The following is a 15,589-nucleotide window of genomic DNA, read 5'->3' on the forward strand; positions in this document are numbered from 1 at the left end:
CGGACTTTCAAAGATTCTTCGGCAAGGGAAGTGCCGCGCGCGGTTTCAGCCCAGAATCTTCCTGCTCTCCCAGCGTCACGCAGATGCTTGCCCCATCGGGGTCTTTGGAACAAGTTGTTTCAGCCTTGATAGGTTCCGTACTCTGTCCGGATTGCGCTTGTGCTGACAGACCTTGCTGATCCTCAATCTGTGACGGATCGATGACAATTCGCTCCTGGGCCGGTGCTTGCCCCTCTGAAGCATTCTCGGCAGCAGCGCTGCTCTGTGCTGGGCCGAGAAGGCCAGATGCCAACGCCAGAAGTCCGATCACTGTCGCAGTAGCGAAGTTCAATCGCCCTGCTCTCATTTCTACCATGTATTCACTTGCCTTATTTTTGTGTTTGGTTGAATGGCCTCAAGGATCGTATGCGTCCGGCACCCCATTCGACATCCCCCAAATGGAGTAGATTTCACAGAAATCTGATGACGATAGCGGTAGCTCGGCACGCGCTTCTGTAGACTCCCTCGGCAGTTGACGAAAGCTTAGGCACACAGACCGGCGAAACCGTGTGCCAGGTCTGCCGGGATGGCGGCGGCGATGCAGTGGCGTGGCCGTGCCCGGATGCCGCGACGTTGGAGCAGATGGTGGCATCCGCCCAGCAGAGTCCCGAATAGGTGCAACCGACAGGCGTTCACCTCTACCCGTCGTTGTCAGCAACGGACACCATCACTGACTGAGAGGCAATAATGGCCACGACACCGGGCGAGAGCGCCCTGACCGAGCTCATCGAGGCGGGTTTCCGTTTCAAGGCTTCGCCGACGACGCTCGGCTACGTGTCCTTCCTCATCGCCACGGCCGCCAGCCGTTCCTACGGCGAAGGTGTGGCCGGTGTGCTGCCGTGCTTCTGGGTCTACGCCCACATGGGCAAGGTGCTCGTCGAACAAGCCGGACAGATGACCGAGGACCACCCGTACCGCACCTGGGTGCAGACCTACGACTCGCCTGACTTCGACGAATCGACCCGCCACGCGGTGCAGATCCTCGAACAGGAACTCGCGAAGGCCCCGAGCGAGGAGGCTTCCCGGATGCGCGCGGCCTTCGAACAGGCGTGCGTGTACGAACTGCACTTCTAGGCCTCGGCGCATGCGATGCAGAACTGGGACGTCTCCGTCTTCCTGCCGCAGGACGCGACCGTCTGACGCGATCGGCTCCATCGGTCATCTCGGCGGGCGGAGCCTGTGGAGGAGTCGCCACACGGCGAATCCCGTTGCGATGAGGAAGACCGCGGTCGGGACGAACGTCATCCACTCTGGCATCATCGAGCTGCGCGCCTCGTGCATGATGATGACGAGCACCGAGGCGAACAGCAGCGCGACGAGCCCCGCAGTGATGCGCATGAACTCCATGAGGCAGTCGAAGTGATAGTCGCGATTGCCCGCCTCGAGCCAGTAGTCTCTGTGCGGGATGTTGAGGAATGCCGCCGGCACTCGCTCCCAGATCCACCGGATCGAGAAGACCATCGAAATGCCGAGGCCCAGGGGAAGCAGAATTCCCAAGGTTCCTGCCTTCGACGACCAGTCATCGGCCCGACCCGCGGCATCGAGATGACTGGGCACCGGTTCGGGCGCAACAATCCAGAACCACACCGCTGCACCGGTGAGAACGAGCATCGAACCGACGGCGAAGACGAGCGCGGCGACTTCTCCGGGCGAGTTCCGGCGCGGCTGTGAAGAGGAAGGCATCCTGCCACTCTAACAACAGGGGAAGTCGGTGGCTCAGGGCCTCACGCGCGCGGCTCAGGGCGCCAAACACGTAGCTCAGTGGCTCAGGACCTCACGCGCGAGCGGTGCCTGCCGGGTCGTCCGGGTAGTGCGTCATCGGACCGAAGGATCCGAGAGCATGCCAGCCGCGGCGCAACGTCGTCCACAGCAGCACGTGGTCGACCTCGATCAGGGGGACGCGGTCATGTTTCGGACAGGCGAACCGACCGATGAAGAACACAACGGTCGTGAACATCACAGCGATCACGAACAGTATCAGCAGATCCATGGCGGCCCCCTCCACACCCGGCTCTATTCGACATTCTCAGTGTCACCCCAAATCACGGAGAAAGATAGGGGCTATCCCACCTGCTGAGCGCACCGTGGTCAAAGTCACTCGTCGGTGAGGTCGCAATCAGGCGAACGTCGAAGCCAGACTCTCTGCGGCCGAGACGACGGCGCGGGCCGCGGCTCGTCCCTGCTCGGCCGTGATCGAGGACGGGAAGGTGAAGCGCACGCTCGTCTGCGCGACCTCCGCAGCGATCCCCAGCGCCGTGAGCACATGCGAGGGTTCATCGTCGCCGACCGCGCACGCCGATCCGCTCGACGCTGTGACGCCGGAGCGTTCGAGTTCGAGGAGCACCGCCTCACCGCTGGTGCGAGAGAAGCAGAACGACGCATGGTTCGGTGAGCGCGATTCGGCGCTGCCGGTGAGGAACGCACCGGGAACCGCGCGAACCACCTCGGCGATGAAATCATCGCGAATGGCTCGGACACGTTCGGCGGCTTCGGTCCGCTCAACCTCGGCGAGTTCGAGGGCGGTGGCGAACGCGACGGCCATGGCCACGTTCTCCGTGCCCGAGCGGCGCCCCGCCTCCTGACCGCCGCCGTGGATGAGAGCTTCGACGGGGATGCGGGCACGGATCGCGGCGACCCCGATGCCCTTCGGAGCCCCCACCTTGTGCCCGGCCAGGCTGAGCGCGTCGACGTCGAGCCCGGCCAGGCGCAGCCAGCCGGCGGCCTGCACCGCATCCGTGTGGAACAGCGCCCCCGCCTCGTGGGCGATGCCGGCGAGGCTCGTGACGTCGGCGACAGTGCCGATCTCATTGTTCGCATAACCGAGGCTCACGAGCACGGTGTCCGGGCGGATCGCCCGGACCAGGGCCTCGGGCGCGATCGTGCCATCGGAGTCCGGAGCCACCTCGGTGACGGTGAATCCGTGGATCCGGTGGAGGAATTCCACCGAGGCGAGCACCGCTTCGTGCTCGATGGGGGAGGTGACGATATGTCGCCGAGGTGGGGCCGCCGTCCGTGCACCGAGGGCCATGCCGATGATCGCGAGATTGTCCGCCTCGGTGCCGCCGCTGGTGAAGGTGATGTCGGTGGCCCGCATGCCGAGCACCCGCGCCACCCGTGCACGCGCATCGGTCAGGGCCTCGGAGGAGAGGCGCCCGTATTCGTGGTGGCTCGACGGGTTGCCGAAGGCACCGGCCAGATACGGCCACGCTGCCTCGAGGGCCTCCCTGCGCACGGGGGCCGCCGAGGCGGTGTCGAGGTAGAGTCGGGCCTCGTCCACGTCAGTTCTCCAGTGCTGCGGCGAGGTCGGCGGGCGCTGGGTCGGTGTTGTGCAGTACGAGGTCGAGGCCGAGGTCGATCGCGCGCACGCTGTGGGTCAGGGCTCCCGAGGAGATGACGTCGACACCGGTGTCAGCGATCTGCGGGATCGTGTCCAGGGTGACGTTGCCGCTGGCCTCGACGACCGCCCGGCCGGCGATGAGGTCGACGCCTTCGCGCAACTGGTCGGTGGTGAAGTTGTCGAGCATGATGATGTCTGCCCCGCCGTCGAGGACGTACGGGATCTGACCGAGGCGGTCGACCTCGACCTCGATCGTCGTCGTGTGCGGCAGGCGGGCTCGGGCGTCGCGGATAGCATCGGCGATGCTGCGGCCCTCACCAGCAAGGACAGCGAGGTGGTTGTCCTTGGCCATGACCGCATCCGAGAGCCCGAACCTGTGGTTGTGTCCGCCGCCGCTTACGACCGCGTGCTTTTCGAAGGCACGCAGACCCGGTGTGGTCTTGCGGGTGTCGGCGATGCGGGCACGGCCGGCGGCTGCGTCGACATACGCCCTGGTCTGGGTGGCGATGCCGCTCATGCGCTGGCAGAAGTTCAGCGCGATCCGCTCGGCCCGCAGCACCGCCTGGGCGGGGCCGGTGACGGTGGCGAGAAGCCGGCCGGCCGAGAAGGCGTCGCCGTCGGCTGCTGCGAGGTCGACCGCGACCGACGGGTCGATCAGGGTGAACGCGCGGGCGAAGACCTCGATGCCGGCGAGCACTCCATCTTCCCGTGCGCGCAGCTCGGCCCTCGCCGAGGCGGTCGCCGGGATGAAGGTCTCCCCGGTGATGTCGCCCCAGGGGGCATCCTCGTCGAGGGCGAGCCGGAGCGCGGCGTCGATGGTCGCGGTGGTCAGCATGCGGCGGCCTCCTGAAGTGCGGGGTGAGTCGGAACAATGTCGGTTGGGTGCGCGGGGTCGGTGCGGTGCGCAGTGTCGGTGCGTTCGGCGCGTGGGTCGACGGCGTCTGTCCGTGTGCCGTCGGCGTCTGTCCGTGAGCCGTCGGCTGTGGGGAGGGAATCGGTGCGGGTATGTGCGCCGAGGCTGTTCTCCCGTGCCAGCGCATGTCGAGCCATATATTCGGTGATGAGTGCGAGATTCGCGGTCTCGTAGGCCTCGATGAGCGACTCGTGAGGAAGGTCTCGGTGCGGGAGTTCTTCGTGCGGGAGGTCTGCGTGGGAGTGGCGGTCGAGCAGGGTCCGCAGGCCCGTGGCCGTGCGTTCGACACCGAGGTTGTCCCAGTTCAGAGCCTGCAGCTGGGTTCGTGTCAGTGCCGTCTGGTGCAATTCGTGAATGGGACGGTGCAATGCACGGGTGGGGGAGCGCAGCAGTTCATGGACGCGGTGCATCAACGGTGGTCCGTCGACAGCGAGGTCGCCTCCGGACGAGTCCGACCCGGTGCTGCCGAGCTGGGAGGTGATCACAGCGGCCGCGCGGCCGGCGAATACCGCTCCTTCGAGCAGCGAGTTCGACGCTAACCGGTTCGCGCCGTGGACTCCGGTGCACGCGACCTCACCGACGGCGAAGAGACCGTCGATGCTCGTGCGACCGTCGAGGTCCGTGACCACCCCGCCCATGAAGTAGTGGGCGGCCGGAGTGACGGGAATGAGGTCGGTTGATGGGTCCAGACCGTGAGCGGCCAGACCTGCGGTGATGCTGGGGAATCTCGCGGACACGTCGGGCACGCTACGGGCGTCGAGGAAGCAGGGGCGACCGTCCTGAGCCGCCGAGGTCCGGTGCAGGGCCAGCGCCACCACATCGCGCGGGGCGAGTTCGGCGCGCTCGTCGACCCCGGGCATGAACCGGCGGCCGTGCTCATCGAGCAGAAGTGCGCCGGCCCCGCGCAGCGCCTCGGAGAGGAGGAACCCGGAGCCGTTCAGCGCGGTCGGGTGGAACTGGAAGAACTCGAGGTCACGCACCTGTGCGCCGGCCCGGATGGCCGCGGCCAGTCCGTCGCCGGTCGCCGCAGCCGGATTCGTCGTGTGGGCGAAGACCTGCCCGGCACCTCCGGTGGCGAGCACGACCGCGTCGGCCTCCAGCCGCTCGAAGGTTCCCTCGCGCAGGACGGTGACACCGGTGGCACGGTCGGATTCGGGCGTGCCCGCCTCGGTGGTCACACCGGACGTGGTCACACCTGATGTGGTGGTGCCTTCCTCGGCGGTCACGCCTGAAGTGGTGGCGTCGTGTTCGGTCGTGATGTCGATGAGCATCGTGTGCTCAAGCAGCCTCACTCGGCCGGCGGCCACCTCGGTGCGCAACCGTGCCGTCAGGGCCGAGGTGATGGCTTGTCCGGTCGCGTCACCTCCAGCGTGGAAGATCCGCGGATGCGAATGTGCTCCCTCCATCCCGCGCGACCATGCCCCGGTCGGATCCGTGTCGAAGTCGACCCCTGCCTCGGCGAGGGCGACGATCGCCTCCCCGCCGGCCTCGCACAGGGTGCGCACGGCCTCGGCGTCACAGTACCCGGCCCCGGCGGACAGAGTGTCGGCGATGTGCGATTCGACGGTGTCGTCGGTGCCGATGACACCGGCGATCCCGCCCTGCGCCCACGCGGTGTTCGACTCACCGAGGCTGCCCTTCGTCACCACGGTGACCTCGTGGCGACCGGCCAGAGACAGGGCCGCGCTCAGCCCGGCGATCCCGGTCCCGACGATGACGACCCGGCCCGTCGCTTCGGCGATCGGGCGGGAGGAGTTCGGCGGGGACGTCTGCTGCGGATTCGTGCTCATCAGATCCGAGGCTTCGCTGCGAGCATCCGTTCGAGGGAGACGCGGGCAGGCTCGGCCACCTCGGCGTCGACGGAGATCTGATTGACGACCTCGCCGGCGAGGAGCGATTCGAGCACCCAGGCGATGTAGCCGGGGTGGATGCGGTACATCGTCGAGCACGGGCAGATGACGGGGTCGAGGCAGAAGATCTCGTGCTGGGGATATTCGGCGGCGAGCCGTTGGACGAGGTTGATCTCGGTGCCGACGGCGAACGTGGTCGGCTCGGTCGCTTCGGCGATGGCCTTGGTGATGTACGCGGTGGAACCGGACTCGTCGGCGGCCTCGACGGTTTCGCGCGGGCATTCGGGGTGGACGATGACGCGGACATCGGGGTGCTCGGTCCGGGCCTTGGCGATCTGGGCGGGGGTGAAGCGTTTGTGCACGGAGCAGAATCCCTGCCACAGGATGACGCGGGCATCGGTGAGCTCCTGTGCGGTGTTGTTGCCCAGTGGGCGTGTGGGGTTCCACAGCGGCATCTCATCGAGTCCGATGCCCATGTTCACCGCGGTGTTGCGGCCGAGGTGCTGGTCGGGGAAGAACAGGACCCGCCGTCCGCGTTCGAAGGCCCACTCGAGGACCACCTCGGCGTTGGACGAGGTGCACACGATGCCGCCGTTGCGGCCGCAGAAGCCCTTGATCGCGGCGGAGGAGTTCATATACGTGACGGGGATGATCGGCACGCGGCCGTCAGCGTCCGGGGCAGTGCCGAAGACCTCGGCCAACTGCTCCCAGCAGTCCTCGACCTGGTCGATCGAGGCCATATCGGCCATCGAGCAGCCGGCGGCGAGGTTGGGCAGGATGACCGACTGTTCAGGCTTCGAGAGCAGGTCGGCAGTCTCGGCCATGAAGTGCACGCCGCAGAAGACGATGGCCTCGGCTTCCGGGTGATGCTGGGCGGCCTGGGCAAGCATGAACGAGTCGCCGATGTAGTCGGCGTGTTCGACGACCTCGACTCGCTGATAATGGTGGCCGAGCATGACGACCCGATCGCCGAGGGCGGCCTTGGCGCTGCGGATGCGGGCGTCGAGCTCCTCAGGCGACGCTTGCTTGTACTCCTCCGGGATCTCGCCCTGCCGCGGGGCGAGGGCCGGGATCGGGTCGGACAGCGAGGCGCCGGGACCGTAGCCGGGACGTTCGTCGACGTCCCACGGGGCATCGAGCAGCTCCGTCGAACACATGTCGTCGCCCTTGCGGCCGGCAGAGATGTCCTTGAGGGTGAGTTCGATCGAAGCTGTCGTGGTCATCATCGTCCTTCGTTCCAAGTTTTGCGCAAAGTTGATTTAATGCTTTGCGCAGATTTGAGCTTAATCCTGCGGTGGTGGAATGCACAACTCCGGGTTCCGCATCGGCGCGGCGAAGGTGCTGGTGGGCGCGGCGCCGACGATTGCTGTGGAGATGGCCGGGGAGATGGCCGTGGAGGCGGCGGATGATCTAGGCTGTGGTCTGGCTCGCAAACCGAGTCGATGCGCACTGCGGTGGGCGCCCCGTGAGAGGACTTGTCGCTTCCGACCGGAGCACAGGCCTCACCCCGCCCGCGCCGACACTGACGACATCGCACTTCCGAAGGATTCTCATGCCCGAAGCGGCACATTCGAACCAGACAGCATCCACCACCTCGGCCGAAGAGCCGTCCCCGTACGGCGGAGCAGCGACCGCGCCCTCCGGGACCACTGCCCGCGGCGCAGGCGACGCGGGTGGCGCACCGGCGGCCCCACCTCGGCGAATCCGCACCCTCGACCTCATCAAGGCCAAGGCCGAAGGTCGACGCTGGGCGATGCTGACCAGCTATGACCAGTACACGGCCGCGCTGTTCGAGCAGGCCGGCGTCGAGGCCCTGCTCATCGGCGATTCGGCGGCGAACAACGTCTTTGGCCACGACACGACCCTGCCGGTCACCGTCGACGAACTCATTCCTCTGGCCCGCGCGGTCGCCTCGGCGACGTCCCGGGCCCTCATCGTCGCCGACCTGCCCTTCGGCAGCTACGAGGTCTCCGACGAACAGGCCGTGGCCACGGCCGTGCGGTTCATGAAGGAAGCCGGCGTCCACGCGATCAAGCTCGAAGGCGGGGTGCGGATGGCCTCGCGGATCCGCGCGCTCACGAACGCGGGAATCCCCGTCATGGCGCACATCGGCTTCACCCCGCAGGCCGAGCACAACCTCGGCGGGTACAAGGTCCAGGGTCGCGGCGGAGCCGGTGATGCGCTGCTCGAGGATGCTCGGGCCGTCGCCGAGGCGGGTGTGTTCTCCGTGGTCATGGAGATGGTGCCATCCGGTCTGGCCGGGCAGGTCACCGGCGAGCTGGACATTCCGACCGTGGGCATCGGTGCCGGCGCCGACTGTGATGCGCAGGTGCTCGTGTGGCAGGACATGGCCGGGCTGCGCACGGGACGCGCGCCGAGGTTCGTCAAGCGCTACGCCGATCTCCATTCCGTGCTCACCGAGGCGGTCGGGACCTATGTCGACGAGGTGAAGTCCGGAGTCTTCCCCGAACCCGAGAGGAGCTTCGACTGATGGAGGTCGGCGGCATCCAGGCGCTGCGGGCCTGGCGGGCGCGGCAGGCCGGTCGGGTCGGGCTCGTGCCGACGATGGGCGCGCTGCACTCGGGTCACCAGGCGCTGATGACCCGGGCCCGCGCCGAGGCCGACCTCGTCGTGACGTCGATCTTCGTCAACCCTCTGCAGTTCGGTCGGGACGAGGACTTCGTGCAGTACCCGCGCCCGTTCGCCGCAGACCTCGAGAAGTGCGAGGAGGCCGGGGTCGACTTCGTCTTCGCTCCCGCGTTGGGTGAGATGTACCCATCGGCACCGGAGGTCCGGGTCGTCTCCGGGCGGATGGGTGCGGTGTTCGAGGGTGAGGCACGGCCCGGTCACTTCGACGGCGTGCTCACCGTCGTGGCGAAGCTGTTCACCCTCGTCGACCCGGATCTCACTGTGTTCGGGCTCAAGGACATCCAGCAGTTCTGCCTGGTCAGGCGTATGATCGGCGATCTCAACTTCGATATCGAACTCATCGGTCTGCCCGTCGTCCGCGACGCCGACGGGCTGGCGATGTCGAGCCGCAACGAGTACCTCTCACCGTCCGATCGGGCTCGTGCGCTCGCGATTCCGCGCGCCCTCGATGCCGCCGCCGAGGTGGCTCGAGGGGCGGGCGCAGAAGCTTCCGGCGGGGGCCTGCCGGGAGAAGTCGAAGACGCGGCCCGGGCGGTGATCGACGAGGCGGTTCGGCGCGGGGATCTCGAACTCATCTATCTCAGTCTCGTGGAGGAAGCGACGCTGCAGCCGTGCGGTCCGGACTTCCGGGGATCTGCGCTGCTGCTCGTCTCCGCAACCGTCGGCGGCACCCACCTCATCGACAATCTTCCGCTCGAATTCTGACGGCGCGTCGGTGCCGGTCGGCAGGCGGGTCGAGCGCTTGCCGGCGGCCCGTCGACCGGTTGTATCGGCGCTTCGATATGCAATCGTGATCAGTTTATGAACATTCTGTTAACGCGTTGAAATGTTCGGCTGTGACAGCGGTGCGATGCGTTCACATGTGTTGTTTCGTGAATCGGATATCGGTCGGAAAACCCGTGTTCTGAAAGTTCGCTAAGAATAGACTCCAAAACAGCAAGCGAAAAAACGCCTTGTCAATTCGCTGTAGCCGAAGGAGAAAAGCGACTTGCAAAGCCAAGACATATGGTCGATCTTGACGAAGGTCGGACTGGCAATCGTCATTCTCATCGTCACCTGGATCCTTGCCGCCATCGTCAAATGGGCGATCGGCAAACTCGTCACGAAGGTGCCCGCTCTTCAGAAGGACGGAAGCAACGGACAGCAGATCGGAAAATCGATCGGACAGATATCCGGACTGGTCATCTGGCTGCTCGGACTCATCGCTGTCCTCCAGCTCTTCGAACTCGATCAGGTCCTCACACCGCTGCAGGGTCTGCTCGATGGAATATTCGGATTCCTGCCCAATATCATCGGCGCGGGATTCATCTTCTTCATCGGCTACGTCTTCGCGAAGATCGCCAAGCAGCTCGTTCAGACGGCACTCAATGCCGTCGATCTGACGAAGCTGACGTCGAAGTTCCGCTCACTTGGCGACAAGGCCACCGGCGTGGTCGACGGTTCGGCGAACTCCGGACGGCCTCAGCACGATGTCACTCAGCAGGTTCCGCAGGGTCAGCAGGGGATGCCGCCCCAGGGTCAGCAGGGAATGCCGCCGCAGGGTCAGCCGCCGCAGGGTCACCCGCAGCAGCCCGGCTACGCTCCGAACCCGAACGTCGAGGCGAACGCGAAGGTCTCGAACCTCATCGGCAACCTGGTCGTCGGGATCATCATCATCGTCGTCGCGATCTCCGCGCTGCAGGTGCTCGGCATCGAAGCGATCTCGGGTCCGGCCGAGCAGATGCTGCAGATCTTCCTCAATGCGGTACCGCTCATCATTGCCGCCGGCATCCTGCTGGCGATCGGCTTCGTCATCGCGAAGTTCCTCGGCAATCTGCTCGAACAGATCCTCGAGGGCATCGGCACCGACAAAGCCATCAATGAGATCGGCATCGTCCCCGAAGGAACCAGCGCCTCGAACGTGATCACCCGCATCGTCCAGGTCGCCATCATGATCTTCTTCGCGATCATGGCCACCCGGATGCTCGGCTTCGAAGAGATCACGAACATCCTCAACGAGATCCTCGACCTCGGCGGCAGCGTCCTCTTCGGCGCCGCGATCATCGCCGCCGGTTTCCTCATCGCCGCGATCATCGGGAAGTTCATCACGAACAATCTCGCGTCGAAGGTCCTGCGGTACTCGGCCATCGCACTGTTCATCGCGATGGGTCTGCGCTACATGGGACTGGCCGATTCGATCATCAACCTCGCCTTCGGCGCGGTCGTCATCGGCGGTGCCGCGGCAGCGGCCCTGGCCTTCGGCCTCGGCGGTCGTGATGCAGCCGCGAGGATGCTTAACAAGGTCGACCTCGACGAGGTGGCCGACGACAAGGGCGCCGGCGCAGCGTCGAACACCGGCACGGTCGGAAACGGCGGGACCGGCAACGGTGGGCCTGGTGCGAACGGGGGAGCCGCCTCGGCGGGGGATCCTCAGCACTGACGCACTGAACCGCTCAGTGACCGGCACCTGAGGCCGGACGCGACAAGGGGTGGGGGGGGAGTCGAGACAGAATCTCGACGCCCCCACCCCTTCGTCGTGCCTTGCGCACGAAGCTCGGGCTCGCCTCGGCGCGATTCGTCACGCTTGCTGGGTGGGCGAAATGGTCCACTCCGGCCCGGGGGACTCGACCATTTCGCCCACCCAAGAAGCTACGCGAAGTGCCGACGAGCGATACCCGCAGCCACTGGTTCAGATCGGGATGACGATGACGGCGATGCCGATGACGAGCAGGATGAGCGCCGAGGCCGCCTCGATGACGAAATCGGCGCTGCGATGAGCCATCGCCGAGGCCGCGAGGCTCGCCATGCACGCGAGGATCAGCTGATACGACAGCAGGACGCCGAGCACGAGGGCGATGAGGACCGCGTAGTCGACTCCGCTCGGCGAGGCGGGCACGAGCGTGGGCAGGATGGCGAGGAAGAACAGGCCGACCTTCGGGTTGCTCAGCGAGGAGATGATCCCGCGACGGTAGGACACGACCGAACGCAGGTGCCCCTTCGTGCTCGACTCCATGACGGTCGCGATCTCGCTGACCGGGCCCTCGGACTCATTCGCCGAGGTTGCCTGACGTTGGTGCCGGAGTCGCCGACGGAGCCGGATGGCCTGGCGGGCGGCGAGGATCCCGAGGAAGCAGAGGTAGAGGCCGCCGACGATCTTGAGCACCTGCACGGCCGCGGGGTAGACGGTCAGCAGTGCGGATACGCCGGTGAGTGCGAGGACCATCCAGATGACGGTGCCGGTGGCCGTGCCCAGTGCGTAGACGAGTCCGGCCTTCCGGCGCAGGGAGGAGAGACGGATCGTGAGGATCGTCTCGGGGCCGGGTGTGACGGCGAGGGCGGCAGCGGCGCCGGTGATGGTGATGATCTCGGGACCGGTCACGACTCTCCTTCGGATGGGGGTGGCGGTTGGTGTGCGTCGATCGATGGTGCGGTTGGTCCGGCTGGGACCGGCCGGTGCGGGTGGGGCAGCCGGAGGGTGCCCCGTGGACACGACACGTATCCCACGGGGCACATGACCATTCTGACGGCACCGATCGATCATGAAAAGCAATTGATGATGAACAACCATCAGGTGCAGCCGAATAGTGGTCGGCTAAGCTGTCACCATGTGGGATCTCAATCGTCTGCGGGTCTGGCGAGCCGTCGTCGCCACCGGCTCCGTCGTGGCCGCGGCGAAGAGCCTCAACTACACACCGGCGACGGTCAGCCAGCACATCACCACGCTGCAGAAGTCCGTCGGCGCCACGCTGTACCGCCGGTCGGGCCGCGGCATCGAGATCACCGAGTTCGGCAAACGTCTGGCCGAGGACTCCGGTGAGGTCTTCGCCTCGGTGGCCAAGCTCGACGACCTCGTCGAGAGCTTCCGCAACGTCAGCCGGCCCCGTATGCGCATCGCCGCCTTCACCTCCTTCAACGCCCGCGTGCTGCCGGACATCATCGAAGCTGTCGCCGCGGAGCACCCGGATCTGCGTTTCGACATCCAGCTCAACGAGCCGGCGAAGGGCCGGCGCAGCCCCTGCCTCATCGAGGTCCGCGCCGAAGTGCCGCAGGAGGGGGAGGTCCATCTGCCCGGGATGACGCGCATCCCGCTCTTCGATGACGACTATCGGGTCGTCGTCTCCGAGCGCCACGAGCTCGCAGGACGTGAGTCCGTGCCGTTCATCGACCTCGCCGAGCAGCATTGGGTCGATCACGACCTGTGGTCGGGACCGACGAGCACGGTCGTCGACCTCGCATGTGCGGCCGCGGGGTTCGAGCCGCGGAACTTCGCGGCCTCCGAGGACGACTTCGCGGCACTGGCGCTGGTCGCCTCGAATCTCGCGATCACCGTGCTGCCGCGACTGTCGACACTGCAGCTGCCCCCGGGACTCGTCGCTGTCGATCTCACCGATCCGGTGCCGGTCAGGCGGATCCTCATGCACGTGCGGGAGAAGGAGGCGCACCTGCCGCACGTGCGCGCCTTCACTGCCGCCGCCGAGGCCGCCGTCGCCACCCACCTCACCTCTCTTGCTACCTGACGGCGGCCCAGCAACCTGGCGCGAGGTATCTGGGCCGCCGTCAGGTAGTTCTGGGAGGGGAGACGCCCTGTTCCTCATAGTGGGCTGAGACCTCGCGCAGAGGGCGGTGGGATAGGCTGTTGGCGTGAGTTCTGAAATCGAAATCGGCAAAGGCAAGCGCGGCCGTCGCGCCTATTCGCTCGACGACATCGCCATCGTCCCCGCTCGGCGCACCCGCGACCCCGAAGACGTGTCCCTGAGCTGGCAGATCGACGCCTACCAGTTCGAGCTGCCGTTCATCGGTGCCCCGATGGACTCGGCCATGTCGCCGGAGACCGTCATCGCCCTCGGCCGCTTCGGCGGACTCGGCGTGCTCGACCTCGAAGGCCTGTGGACCCGGTACGAGGACCCCACCCCGCTGCTGGCCGAGATCGCCCAGCTGCCGGCCGAGATGGCGACCTCACGGATGCAGGAACTCTACTCCGCGCCCATCCAGGCCGAGCTCATCACCGCCCGCCTCGAGCAGATCCGTGAAGCCGGCGTCACCGTCGCCGGCGCCCTGACCCCGCAGCGGACCCAGCAGTTCTACAAGACCGTCATCGATGCCGGCGTCGACATCTTCGTCATCCGCGGCACCACCGTTTCGGCCGAACACGTCTCGACTCACACAGAACCGCTCAACCTCAAGCAGTTCATCTACGAACTCGACGTGCCCGTCATCGTCGGAGGCGCCGCCACCTACACCGCGGCCCTGCACCTCATGCGCACCGGCGCCGCCGGCGTCCTCGTCGGCTTCGGCGGGGGAGCGGCGGCCACCACCCGCAAGACCCTGGGCATCCACGCCCCGATGGCCACCGCCGTCGCTGACATCCATGCCGCCCGTCGGGACTACATGGACGAATCCGGCGGCCGCTACGTCCACGTCATCGCCGACGGCGGACTGGGCACCAGCGGTGACATCGTCAAGGCCTTCGGCGTCGGCGCCGACGCCGTCATGCTCGGCACCGCACTGGCCCGGTCGACCGAGGCCCCGGGCCGCGGCATGCACTGGGGCGCCGAGGCCCACCACCCGGAGCTGCCGCGCGGCCACCGCGTGGAACTCGGCACTGTCGGCAGCCTCGAGCAGGTGCTCTTCGGACCCGGCCGCACAGCGATCGGCGAACTCAACCTCGCCGGTGCCCTGCGCCGCGCCCTGGCCACCACCGGCTACCTCGACCTCAAGGAATTCCAGCGCGTCGACGTCACCGTCTCGCCCTACCAGACCGGATCGGTGGTCTGATCTGTTCCGTCTGGCGCTGACCCCCAAATGGTTGGGGTCCCTGCTCCTCGTCCTGGTGCTCGTCACCTGCTTCGTCGGCCTCTCGGCGTGGCAGGTCAACCGAGCCCAGCACAAGAACGACGTCACCGAATCCGCCGGAGTCGAGAAGCTCAAGGACTTCAACGACGTCATGGACGCGCAGGCCCCGATGCCCGGCATCCTCGCCGATCAGCGGGTCAGCCTGTCCGGGCGCTGGCTGCCCGACGACCAGGTCGTCGTCCCCGGCCGCGTCCAGGACGGTGACGACGGGTACTGGGTGGTCACGATGTTCGCCCCCGACGGAGCCCACCTCGGTGACGGTGTCGAAGCGGCGAATGCTGATGAGAAGACGATCGCGATCCCCGTCGTGCGTGGGTTCACCACCGACGCCGAGGCGGCCGCGCAGTCCCGCGCGAAGACTGGCAAGGTCGATCTGACCGCTCGCATCGGACCGATCGAGGGCCCGGAGCCGGGCAATGACCTGCCCGATGATCAGGTGCGCACCGTGTCGACCTCGCAGCTGATCAACATGTTCCCTGACCTGCTCACGTATTCGGGCTTCCTCATCCCCGAGACCGAGACCGGAGCCGCCGCCTCGGTCGGCACCGACGGCCTGGCTCAGGTCCCGCCGACGACGACCCGCGACGAAGGCGGATTCGATCTGCAGTCGGCGGTCTATGCCGTCGAATGGCTGATCTTCGCCGCGATGGCCCTCTACATGTGGTTCCAGCTGCTGCGCGATGACTTCCTCAAGCGCCGCCTCGGCGAGGATTCCCAGGATCCGGAGAACCCGGTCGAGTATGTTGTCGTCAAGGCCGCAGGCCGATCGACCATCGACCCCGAGGTGATGTCGGGACTGACCGGGCTGCCGGCCCATCGCCACGGAGGGAAGAAACCTGCCAAGTCGCCCACACGTGCCGACCGACCCGCACGTGCCGACGGCACCACCAACGCAGACACAGGCACCACCAGCACCACCACCGACACTGACAGCACCACCGACAACCGCACGACCGGAGGAAACTGATC

General features: G+C 66.6%; 15 protein-coding genes. 7 read left to right on the plus strand and 8 right to left on the minus strand.

Translation table 11 applies throughout. The features are described from left to right. Window positions 1-7: 7 nt before the first annotated feature. Window positions 8-310 carry a hypothetical protein gene (locus HK401_RS02710; protein WP_181273097.1) on the minus strand — a complete coding sequence of 101 codons (303 nt, stop codon included), beginning with the start codon at window positions 308-310 and terminating at the stop codon, window positions 8-10. A gap of 416 nt (window positions 311-726) precedes the next feature. Between HK401_RS02710 and HK401_RS02715 the strand changes: the two genes are divergently transcribed. Continuing rightward, a complete protein-coding gene (locus HK401_RS02715) occupies window positions 727-1,113 on the plus strand; it encodes a thiaminase II/PqqC family protein (protein ID WP_258233922.1) in 387 nt (128 codons plus the stop codon). 84 nt (window positions 1,114-1,197) lie between these two features. Here HK401_RS02715 and HK401_RS02720 read toward each other — a convergent pair whose 3' ends face one another. The 6 genes from HK401_RS02720 to nadA all read right to left on the minus strand — a co-directional run bounded on the left by HK401_RS02720 (window position 1,198) and on the right by nadA (window position 7,362). Then, window positions 1,198-1,722 carry a DUF1648 domain-containing protein gene (locus HK401_RS02720; protein WP_181273098.1) on the minus strand — a complete coding sequence of 175 codons (525 nt, stop codon included), beginning with the start codon at window positions 1,720-1,722 and terminating at the stop codon, window positions 1,198-1,200. A gap of 91 nt (window positions 1,723-1,813) precedes the next feature. Further along, on the minus strand, window positions 1,814-2,029 hold the full coding sequence (locus HK401_RS02725) for a hypothetical protein (protein ID WP_181273099.1): 216 nt from the start codon (window positions 2,027-2,029) through the stop codon (window positions 1,814-1,816). 126 nt (window positions 2,030-2,155) lie between these two features. Next, a complete protein-coding gene (locus HK401_RS02730) occupies window positions 2,156-3,316 on the minus strand; it encodes a cysteine desulfurase family protein (protein WP_181273100.1) in 1,161 nt (386 codons plus the stop codon). Window position 3,317: 1 nt separating this feature from the next. Beyond that, window positions 3,318-4,211, minus strand: a complete 894-nt coding sequence (gene nadC / locus HK401_RS02735) for a carboxylating nicotinate-nucleotide diphosphorylase (protein ID WP_181273101.1) — start codon at window positions 4,209-4,211, stop codon at window positions 3,318-3,320. Then, window positions 4,205-6,079, minus strand: a complete 1,875-nt coding sequence (gene nadB, locus HK401_RS02740; RefSeq protein WP_181273102.1) for an L-aspartate oxidase — start codon at window positions 6,077-6,079, stop codon at window positions 4,205-4,207. Before nadB ends, nadC begins: the two co-directional genes overlap by 7 nt. Beyond that, a complete protein-coding gene (gene nadA / locus HK401_RS02745) occupies window positions 6,079-7,362 on the minus strand; it encodes a quinolinate synthase NadA (RefSeq protein WP_181273103.1) in 1,284 nt (427 codons plus the stop codon). Before nadA ends, nadB begins: the two co-directional genes overlap by 1 nt. 329 nt (window positions 7,363-7,691) lie before the next feature. Here nadA and panB point away from each other — a divergent pair, with 329 nt between their 5' ends. From panB to HK401_RS02760, 3 genes are all read left to right on the plus strand, one after another. After that, window positions 7,692-8,630 carry a 3-methyl-2-oxobutanoate hydroxymethyltransferase gene (gene panB, locus HK401_RS02750; protein WP_181273104.1) on the plus strand — a complete coding sequence of 313 codons (939 nt, stop codon included), beginning with the start codon at window positions 7,692-7,694 and terminating at the stop codon, window positions 8,628-8,630. Beyond that, the gene (gene panC / locus HK401_RS02755) at window positions 8,630-9,493 is read left to right on the plus strand and encodes a pantoate--beta-alanine ligase (protein WP_181273105.1); all 864 of its coding nucleotides are present in this window, start codon (window positions 8,630-8,632) and stop codon (window positions 9,491-9,493) included. Before panB ends, panC begins: the two co-directional genes overlap by 1 nt. A 310-nt stretch (window positions 9,494-9,803) precedes the next feature. Then, window positions 9,804-11,207: a mechanosensitive ion channel gene (locus HK401_RS02760; protein ID WP_258233923.1), complete on the plus strand. Its 1,404-nt coding sequence runs from the start codon at window positions 9,804-9,806 to the stop codon at window positions 11,205-11,207. 249 nt (window positions 11,208-11,456) lie between these two features. Here HK401_RS02760 and HK401_RS02765 read toward each other — a convergent pair whose 3' ends face one another. Next, on the minus strand, window positions 11,457-12,146 hold the full coding sequence (locus tag HK401_RS02765) for a LysE family translocator (RefSeq protein ID WP_309135895.1): 690 nt from the start codon (window positions 12,144-12,146) through the stop codon (window positions 11,457-11,459). A gap of 226 nt (window positions 12,147-12,372) precedes the next feature. Here HK401_RS02765 and HK401_RS02770 point away from each other — a divergent pair, with 226 nt between their 5' ends. The 3 genes from HK401_RS02770 to HK401_RS02780 all read left to right on the plus strand — a co-directional run bounded on the left by HK401_RS02770 (window position 12,373) and on the right by HK401_RS02780 (window position 15,587). Beyond that, window positions 12,373-13,284 (plus strand): LysR family transcriptional regulator, encoded by a 912-nt coding sequence (locus HK401_RS02770; protein WP_181273108.1) that lies wholly within the window; start codon window positions 12,373-12,375, stop codon window positions 13,282-13,284. 124 nt (window positions 13,285-13,408) lie between these two features. Then, a complete protein-coding gene (locus HK401_RS02775) occupies window positions 13,409-14,542 on the plus strand; it encodes a GuaB3 family IMP dehydrogenase-related protein (protein ID WP_181273109.1) in 1,134 nt (377 codons plus the stop codon). 31 nt (window positions 14,543-14,573) lie between these two features. Continuing rightward, window positions 14,574-15,587: an SURF1 family protein gene (locus HK401_RS02780; RefSeq protein ID WP_181273110.1), complete on the plus strand. Its 1,014-nt coding sequence runs from the start codon at window positions 14,574-14,576 to the stop codon at window positions 15,585-15,587. Window positions 15,588-15,589: the final 2 nt, after the last annotated feature.

It is taken from the genome of Brevibacterium oceani (assembly GCF_013623835.1).
Taxonomy (GTDB): domain Bacteria; phylum Actinomycetota; class Actinomycetes; order Actinomycetales; family Brevibacteriaceae; genus Brevibacterium; species Brevibacterium oceani.